The 19,094-nt window shown below is 61.0% G+C and carries 25 protein-coding genes and 2 tRNA genes; 9 read left to right on the top strand and 18 right to left on the bottom strand.

Translation table 11 applies throughout. The features are described 5' to 3' along the window. The first annotated feature begins 74 nt into the window (after nt 1–74). Together QRN52_RS10315 and QRN52_RS10310 are read left to right on the top strand one after the other, a co-directional pair. On the top strand, nt 75–542 hold the full coding sequence (locus QRN52_RS10315; RefSeq protein ID WP_284752638.1) for a hypothetical protein: 468 nt from the start codon (nt 75–77) through the stop codon (nt 540–542). Between the two features lie 173 nt (nt 543–715). Then, on the top strand, nt 716–1,024 hold the full coding sequence (locus QRN52_RS10310; RefSeq protein ID WP_284752637.1) for a hypothetical protein: 309 nt from the start codon (nt 716–718) through the stop codon (nt 1,022–1,024). Between the two features lie 173 nt (nt 1,025–1,197). Here QRN52_RS10310 and QRN52_RS10305 read toward each other — a convergent pair whose 3' ends face one another. The 12 genes from QRN52_RS10305 to QRN52_RS10250 form a co-directional block, all read right to left on the bottom strand. Further along, nucleotides 1,198–1,638, bottom strand: a complete 441-nt coding sequence (locus QRN52_RS10305) for a hypothetical protein (protein WP_284752636.1) — start codon at nt 1,636–1,638, stop codon at nt 1,198–1,200. A gap of 43 nt (nt 1,639–1,681) precedes the next feature. Beyond that, on the bottom strand, nt 1,682–2,101 hold the full coding sequence (locus tag QRN52_RS10300; protein WP_284752635.1) for a helix-turn-helix domain-containing protein: 420 nt from the start codon (nt 2,099–2,101) through the stop codon (nt 1,682–1,684). A gap of 813 nt (nt 2,102–2,914) precedes the next feature. Beyond that, the gene (locus tag QRN52_RS10295) at nt 2,915–3,226 is read right to left on the bottom strand and encodes a hypothetical protein (RefSeq protein ID WP_284752634.1); all 312 of its coding nucleotides are present in this window, start codon (nt 3,224–3,226) and stop codon (nt 2,915–2,917) included. Next, entirely contained in the window at nt 3,223–3,897 is a 675-nt protein-coding gene (locus QRN52_RS10290) for a hypothetical protein (RefSeq protein WP_284752633.1), read from the bottom strand. The genes QRN52_RS10295 and QRN52_RS10290 overlap by 4 nt, the downstream gene beginning before the upstream one ends. Before the next feature lie 32 nt (nt 3,898–3,929). Beyond that, complete coding sequence (locus QRN52_RS10285; protein ID WP_284752632.1) at nt 3,930–4,511, bottom strand: hypothetical protein; 582 nt, start codon at nt 4,509–4,511, stop codon at nt 3,930–3,932. 289 nt (nt 4,512–4,800) lie between these two features. Continuing rightward, a complete protein-coding gene (locus tag QRN52_RS10280) occupies nt 4,801–5,169 on the bottom strand; it encodes a hypothetical protein (RefSeq protein ID WP_284752631.1) in 369 nt (122 codons plus the stop codon). Nucleotides 5,170–5,240: 71 nt separating this feature from the next. Continuing rightward, a complete protein-coding gene (locus QRN52_RS10275; RefSeq protein ID WP_284752630.1) occupies nt 5,241–5,837 on the bottom strand; it encodes a hypothetical protein in 597 nt (198 codons plus the stop codon). 4 nt (nt 5,838–5,841) lie between these two features. Beyond that, nucleotides 5,842–6,132, bottom strand: coding sequence for a hypothetical protein (locus QRN52_RS10270; protein ID WP_284752629.1), 291 nt, complete (start codon nt 6,130–6,132; stop codon nt 5,842–5,844). Further along, nucleotides 6,132–6,488 carry a hypothetical protein gene (locus QRN52_RS10265; protein ID WP_284752628.1) on the bottom strand — a complete coding sequence of 119 codons (357 nt, stop codon included), beginning with the start codon at nt 6,486–6,488 and terminating at the stop codon, nt 6,132–6,134. Before QRN52_RS10265 ends, QRN52_RS10270 begins: the two co-directional genes overlap by 1 nt. Continuing rightward, nucleotides 6,485–7,303, bottom strand: coding sequence for a phage replication protein O (locus tag QRN52_RS10260; RefSeq protein ID WP_284752627.1), 819 nt, complete (start codon nt 7,301–7,303; stop codon nt 6,485–6,487). The genes QRN52_RS10265 and QRN52_RS10260 overlap by 4 nt, the downstream gene beginning before the upstream one ends. A 173-nt stretch (nt 7,304–7,476) precedes the next feature. After that, nucleotides 7,477–7,977 (bottom strand): hypothetical protein, encoded by a 501-nt coding sequence (locus QRN52_RS10255; protein ID WP_284752626.1) that lies wholly within the window; start codon nt 7,975–7,977, stop codon nt 7,477–7,479. A 357-nt stretch (nt 7,978–8,334) separates the two neighbouring features. After that, the gene (locus tag QRN52_RS10250) at nt 8,335–8,550 is read right to left on the bottom strand and encodes a helix-turn-helix domain-containing protein (protein WP_284752625.1); all 216 of its coding nucleotides are present in this window, start codon (nt 8,548–8,550) and stop codon (nt 8,335–8,337) included. A gap of 149 nt (nt 8,551–8,699) precedes the next feature. Here QRN52_RS10250 and QRN52_RS10245 point away from each other — a divergent pair, with 149 nt between their 5' ends. Continuing rightward, complete coding sequence (locus QRN52_RS10245) at nt 8,700–9,188, top strand: helix-turn-helix transcriptional regulator (RefSeq protein ID WP_284752624.1); 489 nt, start codon at nt 8,700–8,702, stop codon at nt 9,186–9,188. Continuing rightward, nucleotides 9,181–10,383, top strand: a complete 1,203-nt coding sequence (locus QRN52_RS10240) for a tyrosine-type recombinase/integrase (RefSeq protein WP_284752623.1) — start codon at nt 9,181–9,183, stop codon at nt 10,381–10,383. Before QRN52_RS10245 ends, QRN52_RS10240 begins: the two co-directional genes overlap by 8 nt. Nucleotides 10,384–10,677: 294 nt before the next feature. Here QRN52_RS10240 and QRN52_RS10235 read toward each other — a convergent pair. The 5 genes from QRN52_RS10235 to QRN52_RS10215 form a co-directional block, all read right to left on the bottom strand. Further along, nucleotides 10,678–10,751 (bottom strand) — tRNA-Ile (locus QRN52_RS10235). A 104-nt stretch (nt 10,752–10,855) separates the two neighbouring features. Beyond that, nucleotides 10,856–12,052, bottom strand: a complete 1,197-nt coding sequence (locus QRN52_RS10230; RefSeq protein WP_284752622.1) for a glycosyltransferase — start codon at nt 12,050–12,052, stop codon at nt 10,856–10,858. Nucleotides 12,053–12,163: 111 nt separating this feature from the next. Continuing rightward, complete coding sequence (locus tag QRN52_RS10225) at nt 12,164–13,069, bottom strand: DMT family transporter (RefSeq protein WP_284752621.1); 906 nt, start codon at nt 13,067–13,069, stop codon at nt 12,164–12,166. Then, nucleotides 13,069–13,692, bottom strand: coding sequence for a CDP-alcohol phosphatidyltransferase family protein (locus QRN52_RS10220; protein ID WP_284752620.1), 624 nt, complete (start codon nt 13,690–13,692; stop codon nt 13,069–13,071). The genes QRN52_RS10225 and QRN52_RS10220 overlap by 1 nt, the downstream gene beginning before the upstream one ends. Before the next feature lie 50 nt (nt 13,693–13,742). Then, the gene (locus QRN52_RS10215; RefSeq protein ID WP_284752619.1) at nt 13,743–14,591 is read right to left on the bottom strand and encodes a phage holin family protein; all 849 of its coding nucleotides are present in this window, start codon (nt 14,589–14,591) and stop codon (nt 13,743–13,745) included. Nucleotides 14,592–14,768: 177 nt separating this feature from the next. On the opposite strand from QRN52_RS10215, the gene QRN52_RS10210 reads away from it, so the two are divergent. Genes QRN52_RS10210 through QRN52_RS10200 form a run of 3 tightly spaced genes read left to right on the top strand, consistent with a single transcriptional unit; the run spans nt 14,769 to nt 16,704 of the window. Beyond that, nucleotides 14,769–15,998: a multidrug effflux MFS transporter gene (locus tag QRN52_RS10210; protein WP_284752699.1), complete on the top strand. Its 1,230-nt coding sequence runs from the start codon at nt 14,769–14,771 to the stop codon at nt 15,996–15,998. A 58-nt stretch (nt 15,999–16,056) separates the two neighbouring features. Continuing rightward, nucleotides 16,057–16,236 carry a YMGG-like glycine zipper-containing protein gene (locus QRN52_RS10205; RefSeq protein WP_284752618.1) on the top strand — a complete coding sequence of 60 codons (180 nt, stop codon included), beginning with the start codon at nt 16,057–16,059 and terminating at the stop codon, nt 16,234–16,236. Nucleotides 16,237–16,296: 60 nt separating this feature from the next. After that, nucleotides 16,297–16,704 (top strand): hypothetical protein, encoded by a 408-nt coding sequence (locus tag QRN52_RS10200; protein WP_234750734.1) that lies wholly within the window; start codon nt 16,297–16,299, stop codon nt 16,702–16,704. Between the two features lie 95 nt (nt 16,705–16,799). Here the strand turns inward: QRN52_RS10200 and QRN52_RS10195 are convergent. Then, nucleotides 16,800–16,872: transfer RNA gene (locus QRN52_RS10195), tRNA-Asn, on the bottom strand. A gap of 217 nt (nt 16,873–17,089) precedes the next feature. Here QRN52_RS10195 and QRN52_RS10190 point away from each other — a divergent pair. Beyond that, nucleotides 17,090–17,860: an MBL fold metallo-hydrolase gene (locus QRN52_RS10190; RefSeq protein WP_284752617.1), complete on the top strand. Its 771-nt coding sequence runs from the start codon at nt 17,090–17,092 to the stop codon at nt 17,858–17,860. Nucleotides 17,861–18,021: 161 nt separating this feature from the next. Next, nucleotides 18,022–19,094, top strand: a 1,073-nt coding sequence (locus QRN52_RS10185; RefSeq protein WP_284752616.1) for a polysaccharide deacetylase family protein, incomplete at its 3' end; no start/stop codon positions are given.

Here is a 19,094-nt window from a genome sequence, read left to right as displayed (position 1 = left end):
GCAGGTTTGGGTTTCCGCGTTTCCGTTAGCGGAAAGGGATCGTCCTGGTCCCAGGTGCCAAGTACGCTGTCCGAATGACACATAATTTGCGTCCCGATGACCGCTCACCCGAATACTGGCGCCGCATGGCGTCGGACGAAGAAGCGGCGGCCGCCCTACCCGAGCCCTCGCTTCAAGACCCAGTCGCTGTTGGCCAGATGTTCTGCAACGCGTTGGGGCAGTACCGCCATTTTCAGGTTGCCCTGCGTCGCATCGTGACCCCAGAATCCGTCGCGGCATGGGGAGACTTCAGCGACGCAGCCAATTTTCTGGCGTCGATACCTGATGCCGGTTACGGCTCGATGGCGCAGCGAGCCGTCGGCGCGGATGACGTCGCCTACTTCAAGGTCTTGTCCGGTGTCACTGACAGCTATCAGGTCCTTGACGAGCAGATCGTGCAAGCAGCCGGAATCGTCACGTTGGCGTGGCGCCCGGAATTCGGCGAGTGGCGCGTTCACGCCATGGGGTCGAATTATGTAGTGCCCGAACAGGTTCCCCACTAAGTCGGGGTTGCTAACCATCCATTCTCAGGTCGCATCCGACACTTGACGCCCGATTGCAGGCGATCTGCCACTGTTGGTTCCAGCAGGTCCACTGCATCCACCGTTTACCCACCCATTTGGATCCTCCGAACCCTTTGATTCTCAAATTCAGGCAAGCCGCATATGCTTCCCCCATGGGGATACTTATTACAATCGTGGTCTTTTTCGTCCTGATGTTTTGTCTAGCGGGCTGGCTGGGATTCGCGCTCTTCATCGCCGGGGATCGAAGTCAGAAAAGGGCCGAAGCCAACGCGCCGGCCATTCTGGACAAAGCATTCGTCGGCGACGACGTTGTGTTCAAGATCAACCAGGAGTCACCCAGGTACGAGACCGTAGTCTTGGGTGCTAAGGCGCGGGGCTATCGGTTGGCCAACGAAACAAATAACACTGCAAGCGGAGACGTGAAGACCCTCATCTTTGAGAAGATCTGGCCCTCTACATGACTTCGACCCGCGGGTGCGTTAATACGAAAGCCCAAAGCTGACCTCTTGCGGACTTTCTGCGGACTGCTCTCTGGCGAGCCACAAGCAAGGGAATCTGGGTCACCATGGCCAACGTCACGGGCCGGATTCTGCCCGGCCTGTAGTTTCTGCTGGGCACGCACCGCTAAATGACGCTACTTGGTCCCCGGGCGCTTCTTTTGTTTAGGTCGAGTGTTCGACGGGTCGTCAAGCTGAATCTTTGTAGACGGGGACAGTTTCGGAAGTTCTAGGTCCACGTCCATAACAGCAGCTTGCGCCTGTAGGGAGCGTCTACAGGTGTCATACGTTGCTTCAACGTAACCGTAAGCGATCTGATCGCGCACGAACTCCGGGGCCATGGGATTGCCATCAAGATCGAATGCTCTGATAAGTGCGTTGGCGCGAACTTGGCCGTGACCCTGGGCATTCGCTCGAAAAAGGTGCCCGACGAGCATAAAGTTTGGAGCGGCGTCAGCTAGCTTCGTCGACTTGGGAGGGAACGAATAAAGGTAGACGTCCCAGGCAAGCTTTTCCTTGTCGACATCGCCATAGTGACGGACCAGTTCCATCCTGTCGATGAAGACTTCATACGACATGGGACTGATTATTCGACCTTGGACCTCTGTGGAAACCTCGACCTCAGTGTCCATGTCCACCGGTAAGCATTTCGGCCCGGTGGAGGACATTCTCTTCATCGTGCCCGTGCCCGCTGTGGGTGGGGCTGTACCAAGGGAGTTCTCCCAGAGAACGCCGGAAGGCGTCGAAGGTGGTTGAATAACGCGGGCTGACCTTGTATGCGACGACGGCGTCTACCGCAAAGGCGAACTCGCGAAGGTCACCAAGGGTCACATCAATTCGACCCTCGCCAATTGCCTTCGCCAACTCAGCAGTTACGCCGAGACGGGTAGCGACTTGCTCATGGGTGAGGCCTGAATCCACGCGAGCCGCTGACAGCGCTTCCCATAAATGTTCCTGGGCACCCAGATTGACATCCGCAAGCGACTGGGCGGCGTCATCATCCGATTGCCAGTCATGGACAGGATTTGCTGTGCGGCTCATACGTCATTCCCCCCAGTTTCTCGGCTCGTTTGTTGCGTGTACTGCGACATTTCCCAATCATGTGCCCTTTGGGCGGCAGTATCAATAGATGCGTTTTGCTCGCGAAGCAAGTCTCCTGCATTGGGTTTCGTTCCCAAGTGTAGCCCGAGAATCGTGTTCTCTACGATCCGTGGCTCTGCGCAGTAGAGCCTAACCAAACGCGCAGGGAGGTGTGGCTGCCCGAACCTCATGGTTCTTTCTGGCATTGGCCGGAGTTCGATCACAAACTGAGCGCGCTCCATGACCTTGGCATCCGGCGACGCTCCCGAAAACTCAAGCCGACCTTGCCTGGCCTTTATGATCAGGCTTTTCAGTCTGGCGAAGGCGTCGCGGTGTTCCGTTTCGGACAGTTGGGGATCGAGGTGGTTACCGTGGAACGCTTCCATCTCCTGGGCCAAATCGTGTTGAGAGAGATCCCAGCAGTTGACGTCATCAGAGTCACGCTCCGATCCGATATTGCAAGTACAACGGCATCCGATCGGCTGTGCTGCTGAGAACAACTCTTCCCCCATATTGTGGCAACTTTGGCCCAGTCTTGGAGCACTATCACCCCAAGCTGAGTTCGCTAATAGTTGCAAATACGTGGCAACGGATCAAGCTTGACCCCAAAATGGGAACCACGATTCGCAAAGCAATGCCCGCCGTGGAGACCATACAACGGCGGGCATTGCTTCTCTGAGCGTTGGCCGGGGCGGAAAGGACAACACCCCTGTGCCATGGTTCCGGGTACCGACTTGTGTTCTCGCACCGGAGACGACCGGCGCCCGGTGACGTTTACGCCCGGTCTTTGTAGCCGTCCTCCTTGATATTGCCCGGGAACGGTTTCCTGTCTGCTAAGCCAAAGTTCTCAGGCCGATGGCCGGTGGACCCTTGATTTTCAGGGGTACCGGTTCGGGAGTTTGTTCCCGATGTAGCGCCATCCACCGGAAACCCACCGCTTTCTGTCCCAGAGGACAGCTTCCAGGCTCCGGCGATGCCCGAGAGGAACGCTTTACCGCTCTCGCTCAGATCAGCATTCTGGTCGACGTCCTCCTCCAATTTCAGAGCCGCGTCGTGGAGCACTTCGTCCAGCTTTGGAACACTCATGCCTGCTCCGCCGTGCCGGTTAGTCCGGCGTCGCGGGCCACGTACAGGGAAGCTGGGATGTTGTCGCCCTCGTTGAGGATCCGGGCGATGGCATTGAACGTGGTGCCCAGTACTTCATTGATCTCGAAGTAGCTGTCTGGGATCCGGCCGGTGGCGAGGAAGTACCGGATGGATGCAGCACGTATTTCGTGCCTTTCAGCTTCCACGGTCAGTCGGTAACCGAGTCCTCGCTGTGAACCAACCAGCTCCCCGGTAATTGGGTCTTTTGCCGGGGAACGGCCCCAATCGCATTCGTCGAGCACCTCGAGCTGGTGAACCAGAGCGGCAACCTTGGCGCTGTGCGCTTCTGCCTTCCTGCGGCCGGCGGAGCCTTCCTTGTCCTCTTCCCGCGCTTCGGCTTCAAGGGCATCACGACGAGCCGCTGCGAGCTTCCGGCGTGCTTCTTCCGCCGCCTGATCGAAGGCTCGGGCCTTGCGCTCCCAGGAGTGAATTTTGAGCGTGATGCTCTCGGCAGCTGACTCGTCGGCGAGGATAGCGGCGCCCGACTCGCTGTCCAGCCGTTCGGCCTCTGCACGCGCATTGGTGGCCTTGCGTTCCCATTCCGAGAGAAGGTCCTCGGCTTTGGACACCGCGGTATGCGCTGCTTCTACGCTCTTGCTGAAGATTGCCATGTTCTGCTTGCTCCTTGGGGAAGTTGGGGGCGCTACTTGCGGTAGGAAATGATGGGTGCGCCGTCGACGCCGGATTTCGTCTCTACGCGCTCGAGCTGACTGAGTGACTCCTGGTGCTGTCGAGGGGCCACTATGCGGGCTGCCCTGACGGGTGGTCTGGCACTCTTCTGCGCACGGCGTTCACAGGTGTCTGCAAGCTTCGTCAGGGTCCGTGCCACAGACTCCTGCCGGACGTCCTCATAGGGGCTGCGCCTGGCCGCCAGGGCGTACGATTCTTCCGCGATTGCCTGAGCCTCCGCCTCAGCGGCGTAGATACCTTTGCTTCCGTCCGCCCGCATGATGGCCTGGCTCAGTGCGCGGGTCGCGGTGGCGGCCGCTTCCCTTGCCGCCCAAACCGCGACGGCGCTGAAGTCTCGCGTCTGGACGGGCAATTCGTTCTCGGTCACCTGACGCTCAGGTTCGCGGCCGAATGCCCGTGCCACCGATTCATTTGTGTGGCGCTCAAGGTCGCCGACAAGTTCACCTGTGAACGCCCGGTGAACGCTTTCACGCGCTGCTCGCTCAGTCGGGCGCTCACCGCGTAGGGCGGCCAGGACATCATCGTTGGTGGTCATTGCAGGTGCTCCTTGGGCTGTCAAGAACGTATGCCGACGGGTGGTGTCCGGCGCCGCCTTCCACGGGCGGGGCCGGACACCGATTCCCGGCTGGGGATTCCGTGAGGAACCATCCGTGAACAGTCTCAGCCTTCCCGTCCCTATATCGTTTCCGCGTTTCCGTAAGCGGAAACACCGCCGATAGTGGGTGGGTAATCGGTGGATGCAAGAATGGGACGCCCTGTTTAGGACGTCCCATTCCTTACGATCTAGCGATTCCTGCGGCTCGCGGCCCGCGAATGGCCTCTTATCAGGCCGCTTGACGGGCGAGAAGCTGCTTCATCCCGTAGTCACCCACGCTGTCCTCACTGACCATCCACCGGCCATCAACCTTGACACCTTCGAGATCACCCCAGCGAAGCATCTGCCGGACTCGGCTCTCAGTCCGGCCAATCACCATAGCCACCATCCTCACGGGCCAGAGCACCGCGTGGACACCATCCGGCCCAGGATCACTCACGGCCGGACGCTCCGCCGGCCATTCGCCGCGGTGCTCCTCGCACCGCTCGCGGTAAACCCTGGCAGCTTCCGCCATGGCGTCCCAATCATCCAGGAGCTTGCTTCTCAGATCCGGGGGCAGACCCTGCGAGCGCCGGACCACCTCCTCACGTTTGAGCATCGCCGTCAAGATTTGCGCACTGGGGCCATTGATGAATGCGCCCAACATTGGCCGGCGCGGGCTGTACCCGCTCAACCCGCGAGCCTCCTCAACTCTTCCGGGGCCGCGGCTCTCGCCATCACCCACTGCTCAGGGGTCAACGCCAGACGATTGAAGACCGCCATCATCACTGCGTGAACCATGAGGCCTTGATGCTCAGCCATGCGCACCTTTCGCTCATCCACGCCGGCCCGTAACGCCCTCGCGGCGTAGTCGGCCAGTTGGTCCTCAGCTTCCCGTAAGAGAACCCACCACACTGACGGTGACGACTTCTCTGTGACCTTATCGATCGGCCCCTCAGGCCCGAGCCCGACATCTGTCTGCGCCAAACCCCAGGTCAGATCGCCATCAGGGAGATCCTGCACACGAGCGCGCAGCCATTTCACCTCCCCGTATTTCCACCCGATCAGCTGCAGAAGCGCCTCAGCCGGGTCAATGGCCTCCGGCTGGCCCAACGTAGCCAGCTGACGTCGAGCCTCGTCTTCCTGAGCCCTGCGGGCCGCCGCAGCCTTTACCGCGAGGCTTCCGCCACCGTGGATCTTGCATACCGTGCCGCCAATGATGGCCGGCTTCCTGCATCGGTTTCCGGACTGTTTTGAAGTGGCGCGGCATCGCCTCGAGTCGTCCATGAGGTCAGCCCTTCCGCCAGTCTTCCATGGGCTGCGCATGGCGCTCCGGGTGTCCGACCAGAATCTCGCGGATGCGCCGGGCGAGGACAGAGGCGGAGACTTTGCCTGTTACGGCGCTCAGGGGTTCGTCTGGGCTCGATGCTGCGTCAAGCCATCCCGCGAGGTGCTCCAGCGCGTCGTACAGGCTCGGGTCCGGGTTGGCGGCGAGGACTTCGCGCAGTTCGGTGTGGGTGATCACGCCGGGGCCTTTGTTGACGCGGGACGCGAGGAATTGACGCAGCGTGGGCCTGGGCATCAGTTGGTCTCCTTCGTGCGGTCCGGGGTGGTGGCCCGGCTGACGGCTTTGCGGTAGTCGAAGCGGGGGTTGAGTTCTTCCAGGATGTCGACGGCTGGGTTGAATATTTCGATGGCGAAGATTGCGAGGGCTGCTGAGAGTGTGCCGATGATGTTGGGCGCGTCGATCCCGTGGTCGGCCATGGCTTTCACCCGGTTCCAGATGATGGCTTTTGTTTGTTCGACGTCTTTGGATGCGGCGGTGATGTCGGCCGCGAGGTGCCCTGCGTATTCGTAGTGGGGGTCGGTTGCTTGTGCGGGGGCGTTGTCTGTGCCGATGACGGTGAAGTAGGTGGGTTCGGCATGTTGGGCGTTCATTGTGTGGACTCCTGGTTCTTGGGCTGGTTGGCCCAGGCGTATTGGGGCGGGACGTGCGACAGGGTATGGAAGTTCGGATCCCACGGTCCCTGTGTGGCCGCATGGTTGGCTGTTCCGGCTTTGAGCCTGAGTTGGTCGTACTTTTCCCTGAGCTTGGGCATGGAGAGGATGTTGGATTTCCAGAAGGAGTCTTGCTGACACCATTCGATGACATGGTGCGCTTCTCGGAGTTCTCGTTTGTCGTTCTCGATGAGAAGCCGTGCACTAGTGAGCCAAGCCTTCGTGATGGCTGGGCGCTTGGATCCATTTCCTTGAATGAGGTCTGCGAGTTTGTCGCAGAGCTCCGTGATCTCCGGTCGGGTCAGAGCGGTCTGGTCGATGAGCTCTCTCGGCCTGACGGTTGAGTCGTCTAAGGATTGTTCCTCCTTGTTCCTAGTACTCCTATGGGGGCCTCTGACCCGTACCCTTTGATCGCTTTTTTCGTACCCTATGGGCGATTCATCGGTACCTTTAGGGGGCCTTTCAGCAGTACCTTTAGGGGTCGCTTTTTCGGTACCCTTAGCGGAGCCCTCCGCGCCCGTTTGGAGCATGATTTCGTAGACGGCGTGCCGTCGAAATGACGCAGGCGTGACGGTCTTGACAGCACCTGCCTGATGAAGGGACTTCAGAGCCCTCTTTACGGCCCTGTATGCCTTTTCCCGGGATTGCTCTGCGGCCACCGGGTCCGGTGCGTCTGCAGGGGGCAAGGTGTGCCCCAGGGCGTGGGCCAAGGCTTCCCTGCCGCCCCAGTAAGTGGGAGGGTCGTCGCTATCCATGCTGACGAGAGCCATGTAGGTGAGCGCCCGAAACGGCTGGTCAGTCAGTGAACGCCACAACGTGAACGCTTTGCTGACGTTTTGTGCACCCAATGCTCGGTGCCTCCGTTCAAGGTTTTAGATGGTGGATCGGCTAAATCCTGTCCATCCACAAGGGATTCGGTGGGAACGGATCACGCGGTGCGCTCTGTGGCACAGTCATGAAGCTCGAGGGACAATCCTTGGACGGTCATGGCCGCGATGGTCTCGTCCACGTAGGCATCGTCAATGTAGCGGCACACGGCGATCCGCTTCCGCCCAGGTACGCATGGGTGGGCCGGCCAGCGCTCCGGTCGGAAGTCATCCCAGGGAGTGAGGGCTGTCTGCACGAGGCAGTCCAACTCCTCGTCAGTTGCATCTTCAGCGGCGCTGATATGAATCCGCTCGTTGTCCATGTGGTAGTTCAGGACACCGAACCAGCGGACCAAGCCTGCCTCTTCCTGAGTGACCCGGACACTACGATTGGTTGTCAGTGAGACAACGTCCGTAAGCCACTCGACATGCTCAGGAAGGGCATGGTCGTGGTTTGCATGGTCGCTGCAGACCGTCGCAATTCCGAAGTAGCGCAGGGAATCTGGCGCCTGATTTCGGGATTCGGTAGCAGCATTGGACGGGGTGTGGGTATGGTGATGCATGACGGCTGTCCTAGCTCTAGTTTTGGGATGGGTTGTTGTTGGCGGTTCGGGCTGTGTCTTGGCGGATGTCTCCCGAACCGCTTTTCTTTTGGGTTGGCCCGGTGCCCTGCCAGATCCGGCAGATGCCTCCTGACCGGCTCGGTCTGCGGGACTGATGGAATCCAACTGACGTGATGAGCCCCCGTGCAGCGGCGTGCGAAAAGAGAGGTCCCCATTCATTCGGCCCTGACGGGCTTGTCAGTCCGTGGCGTTCTTGAAGGTCGTAGGCGTCGAACAAACGGCCACTTGCGGCCTCCGCGGCAAGTGCGGCTTCGGCTTCCTCCCGCCAAGACAAGTTTTCGAACGGCAAGGGGCGAGTCATGCCGCATCCTTGGGATCCGCGAGGGTCTCCAGCCATGCTGCGACGTCTGCGCGGGAGTACCTTACGTGTGTGCCGATCTTGTGGCCGCGGGGTCCCTTGTGGCGGGACCTCCAGATGTAGATGGTGGCCAGCGGGATCTGCAGCTCGTCAGCCAACTGAGCCGGAGAAAGCCATTCGGTCGGGCGGTCTGCCTGTACTTTCGCTGAGTTCACGACGCCTCCTAGATAACTGTCCAGCTTGTTTGCGCTGGTAAATCAACTTGTGGCTTTAGCTTCCCGGCTTTTTCGCTGCTTGTCAAGCCTCATCTTTTGCTCGATACTTAGTAAAGCTACAGATTGACTAATCGATCCCTAGGAGAACCGTGGCAAAGACAATCGAGCAGGTCGTGGGCGAAAACGTGAAACGACTCCGGGAACAACGCGGAATGTCCCAGGTGGAACTTGGCGAAGAGGTTGGAGGGCTTCTCGGCAGCAAATGGGTACCGCAGACCGTGTCAGCCGCCGAGCGGGGAAAGCGCCAATTCATCGCCGCCGAACTCCTCGTTCTCGCGAACGTCCTCGGCTGCCGCGTGCAGTACCTCTTTGAACCTCAAGACTCCTCATCCATCCGCATTAGCGACGCATTCACCTTCGCGCCAGACTTCGCAGCCAAGCTAGACGCGAGCGGCGTCGACGATGAGCGGCTCCGCAGGGTCTACTCCAAGCTTCGGCTGACACTCACAGGACTGCCGGCCCTTACGGCGACCCTTAGGGAGGATTTGAAGAAACTGGAGGACATCACGGGACATGCAACCTACCTGCTGGAGCTCAAGGACACCGACGACGACGTAGAGGACGCCCCCGATGCCTAGGCCGCCGCTTCAGATCGGAACCTGGGGGAAGATCAGCCGGGACGAAGTCACTCCCGGCGTTTGGAGAGCCATGGCCCGCTTCCGGGACTTCGACGGAGTTACCAGGAAAGTGGAGGCCAGGGCCTCGGCCACGTCAAAAAAAGACAAGGGCGGCAAGGCTGAACGGCTCCTAATCGCTGCCCTCACGGACAGGGCGATGCCCGCGGGCGAGGACATCACCTCGGATACTCGGATCACCAAGCTCGCTCTGATTTGGTGGACTGAATTTGAGGACGCTGACCGGGCCCTCAACACACGCCGCAGGTACAGGGACATCCTGGACAACTACGTCTGCCCCGGCGTCGGCGGCCTCAGGATTCGGGAAGCGACGGTCTCCACCCTGGACCGCTTCCTCAAGACCATTCGCACCAAGCACGGAAACGCTACGGCAAAGCTATGCAAAACTGTCCTGTCCGGAATGCTAGGTCTCGCCGCTCGCCACGGCGCCCTGGATGGAAACCCCCTTCGAGACGTGGCAACCATCCCAACGAATCACAAGGAAGTCCGCGCCCTGACCGTGGCCGAGGTTGGGGCGCTGCGCGCAGGACTCAGGCAATGGGAGGCCAACAAGAAACAGGCTGGTCGCTACCCCACCGTAGACATGCTCGACGTCGTCGACATTATGCTCGCCACCGGCGCCCGGATAGGCGAAGCCCTTGCAGTCCGTTGGAAGGACATCGACCTGAAGTCCGCTAAGCCGACCGTCACAGTCAACGGGACAATCGTCTACATTCCGAAGCAGGGACTAACCATCCAGGACCACCCTAAGAGCGCCCATTCCCGCCAAAGGTACTTCCTACCCGCCTTCGCCATTGAAATGCTCTTGAGACGGCAAATCGGGCAGCTGGAGGCCAACCCGTGGGACGTCGTGTTCCCGTCGGCGGTCGGTTCGCTTAGGGACCCGAATAATTTCCGAAAGCAATGGCGCTCAGCGCGTGACGAGCTCGGTTTCCAATGGGTCACTCCCCACACCTTCCGAAAGACGGTCGGGACCTTATTGGAGGCGTCATCAGGAATGGCCGTTGCTTCGGCGCAGCTCGGGCACTCGAGCGAGAACGTGACGAGGAAGCATTACGTCCAAAAAACGCATCAGGCCCCCGACAATACTGTGTTTCTGGAAGTGTTCGGTGAACTGACCGTAGAGAAAGCAGACTAGGTGGATTTACAACTCGATTGGGAGATGATCGGCAAGGTTCTTCCGACGGCGGCTACGGCCCTCGCGGCCGTGTTGGGGGACATCAAGGGGTGGGAAGACTCTACGAGGTGACATCCTTCAAGACGTCGAAATCTAAATGCAGGGCGCCAGCCAAGCCGAAAAAACTCAAGAAGGTAGCGGCGAACACCGCGCTCCCTAGCGATTCCGGTGGGTAAACGGTGGATGATTGCATTCGAACCTCAAAGCGAGAGAGCCCCTGACTTGCGTTTCAGCAGCTCAGGGGCTCTTTTCGGGTAGGGCTACTCGGACTTGAACCGAGGACCTTAGGATTATGAGTCCCGCGCTCTAACCAGCTGAGCTATAGCCCCGAGTCGGCCCGGGGCCGCTTTGTCGGCGTCCTCCCGGCCAAAACACTCTAGCAAAACAATTCGGGTACCAACGCCAACCGGGGGTCTACGCCGTGTCCAGGTGACTAGATGACCTTGTCCTCATAGCTCGCCCCGCGGTAGAGGTCCTCGAACGTCTGCAGCGTGCCTTGGATGCTGTGCGGCTCCACCATGGCGCGGCTCGCCTTGCCCATGGCTTCGAGTTCGTCCGCCGGCAGGCGGAAGAGCTCGGTGATCCGGGCTGCCAGCTCGCTGCTGTCCCCAGGCGTGAACAGATGCCCGTTCTCGCCTTCGCGCACGAGGTGCGGCAGGGCCATCGCGTTGGCGAGCAGAACCGGTGTCGACGCCGACATCGCCTCGAGCGTCACGAGGGACTGCAGTTCGGCGGTTCCGGGCATGCAGAACAGGTCAGCGCGAATGTACGCCTTCCTCAGGTCCTCATCGCTCGCGAGGCCCAGGAACCTGACCCGCTCCCCCAGGCCCAGGCGCTTGGCTTGGGCCTCCAGTGAGGCACGGACCTCGCCGCCGCCGACGATTTCAAGATGCACGTTGAGTTCGGCGGGTGTCTTGGAGACGGCGTCGATCAGGACGTCTACATGCTTTTCTTCGGCAAGGCGGCCGACAAAGAGGACGGTGGGGTTGGCATGCGGCTCGATCTCTTCGCCCGGCCCCAGTTCATAAGCGGCCGCGTCAATACCGTTGGACAGAGGCAGGACCTTGCGAAGGAAAGCGTGCTGATGCATGGCTTTCGCGGCAAGCGGCGTGGGAGTGGTTACGACGTCGGCCAGGCCCATGACCTTGCCCATGTCCTTCCACGAGACCCGCCCGATGATGTCCTTGAACCACTGCGGGAACGGCAAGAACGGGTTCAGGTTTTCAGGCATGAAGTGGTTGGTGGCTATGATCCGGATGCCACGCTTCTTGGCCTCGTAGAGAACGTGCTCGCCGATCATGTAATGGCTTTGGATGTGAACGACGTCGGGCTGCACCTTGTCGAAGAGCAGCCGAATGTCGTTCTTGATTTCCCAGGGGTAGCAAATGCGAAAGTACTCGTGTGTAAAGACGCCGTGGGACTTCAAGCGATGCACGGTGCCTTCATCCCCGAATTCGGTGAAGCTCTTGCCGTTGTCCGCCCGGCAGGCCAGCACGTGGACGTTGTGCCCCCGCGCCTTCATGCCTTTGGCAAGCCGGTACCCGAACTGAGCAGCACCGTTGACGTTCGGGCGGTAGGTCTCCGCCGCGATCAGGATGGTGAGGGGTTTGTTGGTTTCGGGAACGGTCACGTGGAGAACTCCTGATGGTCACGGTGCGAACATCGCAAAACGCCTGGCCCTGCGGTGTCTTCGCCGGTTGCCTGCCGCGGGTGTGCGGGGCACGGTTGTCGAACTTTTGCCCTAGGCCTTCCGGCTTGCTGCCGCCTTCGCGTCACGTTTTCGCTTGGTGACCTCGGGATGGTGCCGGCTCAGGGCAATAACCCCCACGATAGCAAGGGAAGCGGCCACAGCCATGGCGATTGCCAGCACGGCGTGCACATCGGGACGAAGCTCACCCAAAATTGCGATCCCGATGGCAATTCCGACAATGGGGTCGATCACAGTCAACCCAGCGATCACCAGGTCCGGCGGCCCGCCCGAATAGGCACTCTGCACGAACCAAGAACCGAGACCGCCGGCAGCGGCAATGGCAACCACGGTATACCACTGCACATTGAGCAGGAAGTGCCCATTGGGGTCCAGCAGGTGCCGGCCGATGATGCGTGTCAGGACCGCTACGAAGCCGAACAACACGCCGGCACCCAGGATGTACACAAAGGCGCTCATGCGGTGCCGGAACATGACCGCCAACGTTCCAAAAAGCCCGACGGCGAGTGCCAGCAGGAGAACGATGGTAATTTCGTCCTCGCCGCTGACGTGATGGTTCTCCTGGGTGGCGTTGACGGCCAGTAGGACGAACATCGCCGATCCGGTCACGCAAGCCGAGATCGCCACCACCGTGCCGCGGTTGATACTGAGTCCCTGGTCCTTGGCGTTGACCACCGTGGTGATGACCAAGGCGATGGCCCCGATGGGCTGCACCACCGTCAGGGGTGCCGACACCAAGGCAATGGCGTTCATGCACATGCCCAAGGCAAGCAACAGCAGGCCGAGCACCCACCGCGGATTTCGGAGAAGCCTCAGGAAACCCTGCGAACTGAGGGCGAGGCCACCGGTATCGGCCTTGACCGCGCTGCCCTGGCGCTGGGCGCCAATGGCGAGGCAGAAAGCGCCAAGCACCGCAAGAAGGACTGCGAACCAGGCCATCAGCTGCGGCCGCCGTCGTGGGCTTTGAGTTCTTTGCCCTTGCGGAGGATTGCCCAGAAGTAGTTGTAGGCCGCCACCCAGTGCCCTGCCAGACCCAAGCCCAGGCAGACCCAGGCGATCACGAAGTAGACGTTGGTGTAGGGAATCGAAAGCTTCGAGAGGACCAGAAGAGGCGTGCCGAGGAGCAGGAACGCCGTCCGGATCTTGCCGATCCGGCTCACCGGGAGGTCGGGGTGGCTATGGAAATAGAACAGCGAAGCGGTGGCAAGAACGACGTCGGGCACCACCAGGGCGGCCAAGTACCACCAATCCACCACCCCGGCGATGGCGAGAGTCACAGCGACGGTGATGAGGGCCAGACGGTCCGCGACGGGATCGAGGATGCGGCCCAGTTTGGAGGTTTGGTTGAAACGCCGCGCGACGTAGCCGTCCACCCAGTCTGTGCCGCCCATGACCGCTAGCACGAGCACAGCGAAACCGTATTCCCTTTGCCACAGCACCAGCCACACGAACAGCGGGACACCCATGAAGCGCAACACAGTCAGGAAATTGGGGACGGTGAAGATGAGATCGTGGTCAATCTGTGGCTGGCCCGGGCGTGCGCCTGCACCGATGAACTTCACCTGTCCCCCTTTCCGTAGTCCGCAGCTGGCGCTGCTGCTTGCCGTCCCGATTACTTCTTGAACAGCTTCCGCAGTCCTACTGCGGCCACCGTGGCGGAAGCGGCGAAGAGAAAGAGCTCTTTCCAGCGCGCGGCGAGCCGCTCCGGCAGCCCGGCTGGAACCTTCTCACTGAAATCTGCGAGCTTGTCGGCAGCAAGCCGGAGTCCGTCGTCGAGCTTTTGCCCTGCAACGTCGCGCAGGACCTTTCCCTGGGTCTTGACGTCGAGCTCGACGCCCAGCTGATCGCGAACGTCGGCGAGGTGCTCGCGCCGCTGCTCCAGACGGCGGAGCAGCTCAGCTTCGCTCGGGGCGGGGGGCTGCTCGGCCTTGTGTGCTTCTGCCTTGGCGGCCTTTTCGGCCTTGGCCTTCTCGGCGGCGGCCGTTTTCGCTGCTTCCGCCGCTTTGTAGGCTTCCGACGACGGGTCAAGGATGCTGGCGTCGAAGGACGTGCCTTCCTTGACTATGCCGAGATCGTGCTTGATGCCTCGGATGGTCTTCTCAGGTACAAACGGCATGGCCCCCTTGAACGCGCGGAAGGCGACGAGGGCTCCGATGAGGATGATCAATAGGAACGCTGCCGCGACCACGAGCGCAGCCAGCCACGGAGGCATGACGGTGGCCAAACCCAAGATGGCCGCTACAACCAAGGCGATGACGAGCAAAGAGAGAAAGATCAGCGCAACGCCAACGAAAGCACCGGCGATACCCAGCTGTTTTCCTTTGCCCTTGAGTTCAAGCTTGGCAAGGCTGATTTCGTCATTGAGCTGCCGCGGCGCGAGCCTGGCCGCAAGTTTCAGGGTGTTCGGCAACGCCGAAATGCCCGGGCGTTGGCCAGCCCGGCCGCTGTGACGTCCACTCATAGGTTCCGCCTCACTGCTTCCTTCTTGCTCGTACCCGGCTCCGGCACGGAGACGAATACAACCGCCCACGCGCACCTGTCCACAAAACTACCATTCAGCTTCAGCCTCAACTTCCGGACGGTCCTGCGGCGCGCCTCCGCCATCGCCGATAAATATGATCTGTCGCACATAGGATTGATAATCGTGAACACTCCCCCTGTACCGGGCGATTCCCTCAGTCGACGCGAAAAACTCCTCTATATCCTGCTACTTGGCGCATTGACCGCCTTGGGTCCATTTACAGTGGATCTCTATTTGCCGGCGTTTCCCGCGCTGGAGCATCATTTCGACGTGTCTGCGGCTGCGATCCAACTCACACTGACTGGCACAACAGTTGGCTTCGCCATTGGCCAATTGGTGGTGGGGCCGTTCAGCGACAAATTCGGACGCCGCATGCCCTTGATCCTGGCGACGGCCCTGCACATCGGGTCCTCCCTCGGCGCCGCACTGTCCACGGACATCAGCACCCTTGCCCTGTTCCGTGTCCTGATGGGCGTCGGTGCAGCCGGCGGTGGCGTGGTGGCAATGGCCATGGTCCGGGACCTCTTCGCGGGCTACGCCATGGTGCGGATGTTCTCCCGCATGTCGCTGGTGAACGGCCTCGCGCCTATTCTGGCTCCGATCATCGGTTCACAACTGCTGTTGATAATGCCATGGCCCGGGATCTTCTACTTCCTGGCCAGCTACGGAATCCTGGTGATCATTGCCGCAGTGTTCCTCATCCGGGAAACGTATCCTGCCGAACTCCGCCGGCAGACGACGTCGACGGCGGGCCAACGCTACAAGGCCGTCTTCGCCGACCGGATTTTCGTCGGGATGCTGCTCGTGGGCGGGTTCAACTTCGGCGGACTGTTTGCCTACCTTTCCGCGTCCACTTTCCTGTTCCAACAGGTCTACAACTTCTCCCCGCAGGAATACGGTCTGCTGTTCGGTGTCAACTCCCTGGGCATCGTAGCCGGCGTCCAAATCAGCTCCAGGGTCATCAGGCGAGTGGCACCCCAGTGGATCATGGCGTTCGCCACGGTCTGGATGTTCCTGATGGCGGTGCTGATCGTGGTGTTCGATCTGCTCGGCTTCGGTCTGTGGGGCGTCATGGTCCCGCTGTGGTTCTACATCCTAGCCACCGGGTTCATGTTCCCCTGTGTCCAGGTGATTGCCCTGGCCAACCATGGCGCGCAGGCCGGAACCGCGGCTTCCCTGCTGGGTGCCTCGAACTTCCTGATGGCCGGAATCATCCCGCCCGTGGTTGGCTGGCTTGGCGTCGGCTCTGCCGTTCCCATGGGTGCCGTCCAGGCCGTGTGCCTCGCAGGCGCCGTGGCCGCCCTCTGGCTCGTCGTGCGGCCGCGGTCCGTGCCCTCCATCCACTGATGCACAGTCCACTGATGTTCGAGGCCCGGACCTGTGCGCCGGCAAGTAGGCTCAAGCCATGACGCGCAAACCGCACCGCAACGGCAGGGGACTTTTCCTCGGAGCGATGCTTGGCGCCGTCGTCGGCTTCTTCCTTGGCCGCGGGGCCGGAAACCCTGTATTCGGAGCCCTGCTGGGCGCCGTCGTCGGTTCCGCAATCCTCTACCGGATCAATCCCGGGCCCTGGAAACGGGACTAGGCAGGCCTCCCCTTGGTTCGAGGCCTGTTGCCGGTCATGGCCCGGCGATAAAGTTGAGGTGTGCCCCGTTGGCAGGAACTGCAACCCATTCCAGCCCCATGGCAGCGCAGGGATGATGGCATCCTGCCGCTGTGGTGGGATCGTCTATGCACGGTGACAAGCCCGCAATCCGCGGCCCTCTATGCGGCCGGACTCTTCACGGAGGACCGCCGCCGCCCGATTGCGCAATGGTTCAATCCGACAAATGGCGCGGCACTGCTCGTGGCTCCGGAGACCTCTCCTGAATGGCCCGTCCAACGCTTCGGAATCTTCTACGCACCACCGGGTGGCGGATTCACCCGAGTCCATTCCGCCGCCCACGAATGGCATCCGAGGGAACCGAGGACGCCGCCCACCGAGGATGACGCCTTCCAGTCCGCCGTGGCCGAAGCAGCAAGGTTCCTGCAAGTGGAGATGGATTTCGTCTAAAGACGTGGCGGCGGGATTCTGCCGTTCGAATGATGGAACAAAATCAGGCAAAAAATAAGGCCCCGCACCTGGAAAACCGGTGCGGGGCCTTTGCGCTCCTCCGACTGGACTTGAACCAGTAACCCTTCGATTAACAGTCGAATGCTCTGCCAATTGAGCTACGGAGGAATGAAGCGGTTATGACTTTAGCAAAGGTTTTGCCTCAAGTGAAATCGAGCCTCGGGCACTGCGGGAGGGACGGCACAATACCCCTCCCGGGTATCGCCAGCACTGCGGAGCCCGCGCCCTCACCGAGGATAAGATGGTCCGGCGCGCACGAGGCGCGCACGAGGCACCTCCGAGGCCCATACGGGGCGCCTCCTAGGCCCATGTGGACAGGGGAAGCATGTCGAAGAACTGGTCTGCTGAGGACAACGTGAAGGAAGTTGCCGAGGACGTCTTTTTCGTCCAAGGCCCCGCTGTCAACTGGACGATCCTCAAGCGGGACGAAGAATTCACCCTCATTGACACGGGCTATCCCGGTAACTGGCCATTGCTCCAATCGAGCATCAATTTCCTGGGACTGGCCATGGAAAATGCCGCCGGAGTTCTCCTGACGCATGGTCACTCGGATCACATCGGCAATGCAGCGAGAATATCGGCAATGGGCATTCCGGTATTTGCGTCTCATGCGGAGTTGCCAAACATTCGCCGCGAGGTCCTCGAACAAGTCACCGTCAAGGATCTTGGATTGCGCATCCTCCGCCCCAGGGTCGGCGCGTGGGCCATACACGCCATCCGATCCGGGGGCTTGTCCGACGTCGCCGTCCCGGGCGTCGCTGCGATGACCCAGGACATTCTGGACGCGCTCCCGGGATCTCCCCGGATCATTGCCACCGGCGGGCACACCAGCGGCCATGCATCGTTCTTCGTCCGTTCAGCCAAGGCCGTGGTCACCGGGGACGCGCTCATCACTGGCCACGCGGTCAGTCCGGTCTGCGGGCTTCAGCTGTTGCCCGCCGTCTTCCATCACCGCCCGGCGGAAATCTTGGCCAGCGTAGAAGTCCTCAAGCAGTTGGGCGCAGAGATCATCCTGCCGGGCCATGGGCCGGCGTTGAGCTCACTCGACGGGACAATCGAGCTAGTCTCTGACGGCACGTACTCCCCCTTCGCTTGAGTCGGCAGCCTCCCGGCCGGATACGCGTATCGGAGCCCGAGTGAAGAGAGCGGGGACGCGGTCCAAAACGGGTACCACCCACTCTTAACCTTGCCTTGCATAGCCAATAGGCTCCGGACCTGGGGATTCCGACCCGGTCTGTTCAGAAAAAGGGGAAGCCGATGCGGCTCCTGACCATACTGTTCCGGCGGCACCCGGGGCGCTCTTCCGCTGGGCACCCCTCCGCTTGGCATGGGAGGACACCAGGCATCCGGAACGCATGGTTCCGCTTCGCCACGGCCGCGTCCGTGCTGTTGTTGCTCGGCTACACCGTTGTCTACTCGGGGACCCCTGCGCGGGCTGCAGTGCCGAAAACAATCATCAGCCTGACCTTCGACGATGGCAACGCCGATCAGCTCCCTGCCGAACAGTTGCTGAAATCGCTCGGATTGCACGGCACCTTCTTCATTACGACCAGTTGGATCGATAATCCGTCATGGCTCACGCGAGCCAACTTGAACACCATCGCTGCGGACGGCAACGAGATCGGTGGCCACACCATCACCCACCCGGACCTCACCACGTTGTCCACCTCGGCCGCCACCAACGAGGTTTGCGGCGGACGGACCACGCTTGCAAGCTGGGGGTTCAACGCCACAGATTTCGCATATCCCTTCGCCGCCGAAAACTCTTCCGTCGAGCAAATCGTGAAGAATTGCGGTTTTGCTAGTGCGCGCAATTTGGGGGACATCCGTTCGCCGGCCAGTTGCTCGGGCTGCCCCTTCGCCGAAACCCTTCCCCCGGCCAATCCATACAACACAGCGGCTCCGGACGAAGTCGACAGCACCTGGACGCTGCAGAACCTCGAGAACCTGGTTACCAACGCGGAACCGGGAGGGGGCTGGGTCCAGCTGACCTTCCACCACATCGCCGTCGGGACAGATCCCACTTTGACCATCGACCCCAATCTCTTCAAGACCTTTGTCACTTGGCTGGCGGGGAGAACAGCCAACGGAACCACATCCGTTCAAACGGTCGCCCAGGCGCTGGGCAACGCATCAACCGTGACGGCGCCTGCGGCTCCGGCCGGGGTGGCCGCGACGGCGGGCAACGCCTCGGCGGTGGTGTCGTGGACGGCTCCGGCCAACGGCGGCTCGGCGATCACTTCTTACGCCGTGACCCCGCATGCGGGGGCCGCGTCCCTGGCTCCGGTGACGGTTACCGGAAATCCGCCCTCGACGACGGCGACCGTCAC

Source organism: Arthrobacter sp. efr-133-R2A-120 (genome assembly GCF_030209835.1).
Lineage (GTDB): Bacteria > Actinomycetota > Actinomycetes > Actinomycetales > Micrococcaceae > Arthrobacter.
Note: the sequence above shows the minus strand (reverse complement) of the source record. Positions and strands in the feature narration are given on the sequence as shown.

Bases quoted from the DNA above. Each gene is read 5' to 3' on its own strand.
- QRN52_RS10315 (WP_284752638.1), top strand. From the start codon at position 75: ATGACACATAATTTGCGTCCCGATGACCGCTCACCCGAATACTGGCGC.
- QRN52_RS10310 (WP_284752637.1), top strand. From the start codon at position 716: ATGGGGATACTTATTACAATCGTGGTCTTTTTCGTCCTGATGTTTTGT.
- QRN52_RS10305 (WP_284752636.1), bottom strand. From the start codon at position 1,638: ATGTCGTATGAAGTCTTCATCGACAGGATGGAACTGGTCCGTCACTAT.
- QRN52_RS10300 (WP_284752635.1), bottom strand. From the start codon at position 2,101: ATGAGCCGCACAGCAAATCCTGTCCATGACTGGCAATCGGATGATGAC.
- QRN52_RS10295 (WP_284752634.1), bottom strand. From the start codon at position 3,226: ATGAGTGTTCCAAAGCTGGACGAAGTGCTCCACGACGCGGCTCTGAAA.
- QRN52_RS10290 (WP_284752633.1), bottom strand. From the start codon at position 3,897: ATGGCAATCTTCAGCAAGAGCGTAGAAGCAGCGCATACCGCGGTGTCC.
- QRN52_RS10285 (WP_284752632.1), bottom strand. From the start codon at position 4,511: ATGACCACCAACGATGATGTCCTGGCCGCCCTACGCGGTGAGCGCCCG.
- QRN52_RS10280 (WP_284752631.1), bottom strand. From the start codon at position 5,169: ATGCTCAAACGTGAGGAGGTGGTCCGGCGCTCGCAGGGTCTGCCCCCG.
- QRN52_RS10275 (WP_284752630.1), bottom strand. From the start codon at position 5,837: ATGGACGACTCGAGGCGATGCCGCGCCACTTCAAAACAGTCCGGAAAC.
- QRN52_RS10270 (WP_284752629.1), bottom strand. From the start codon at position 6,132: ATGCCCAGGCCCACGCTGCGTCAATTCCTCGCGTCCCGCGTCAACAAA.
- QRN52_RS10265 (WP_284752628.1), bottom strand. From the start codon at position 6,488: ATGAACGCCCAACATGCCGAACCCACCTACTTCACCGTCATCGGCACA.
- QRN52_RS10260 (WP_284752627.1), bottom strand. From the start codon at position 7,303: ATGGATAGCGACGACCCTCCCACTTACTGGGGCGGCAGGGAAGCCTTG.
- QRN52_RS10255 (WP_284752626.1), bottom strand. From the start codon at position 7,977: ATGCATCACCATACCCACACCCCGTCCAATGCTGCTACCGAATCCCGA.
- QRN52_RS10240 (WP_284752623.1), top strand. From the start codon at position 9,181: ATGCCTAGGCCGCCGCTTCAGATCGGAACCTGGGGGAAGATCAGCCGG.
- QRN52_RS10225 (WP_284752621.1), bottom strand. From the start codon at position 13,069: ATGGCCTGGTTCGCAGTCCTTCTTGCGGTGCTTGGCGCTTTCTGCCTC.
- QRN52_RS10215 (WP_284752619.1), bottom strand. From the start codon at position 14,591: ATGAGTGGACGTCACAGCGGCCGGGCTGGCCAACGCCCGGGCATTTCG.
- QRN52_RS10205 (WP_284752618.1), top strand. From the start codon at position 16,057: ATGACGCGCAAACCGCACCGCAACGGCAGGGGACTTTTCCTCGGAGCG.
- QRN52_RS10190 (WP_284752617.1), top strand. From the start codon at position 17,090: ATGTCGAAGAACTGGTCTGCTGAGGACAACGTGAAGGAAGTTGCCGAG.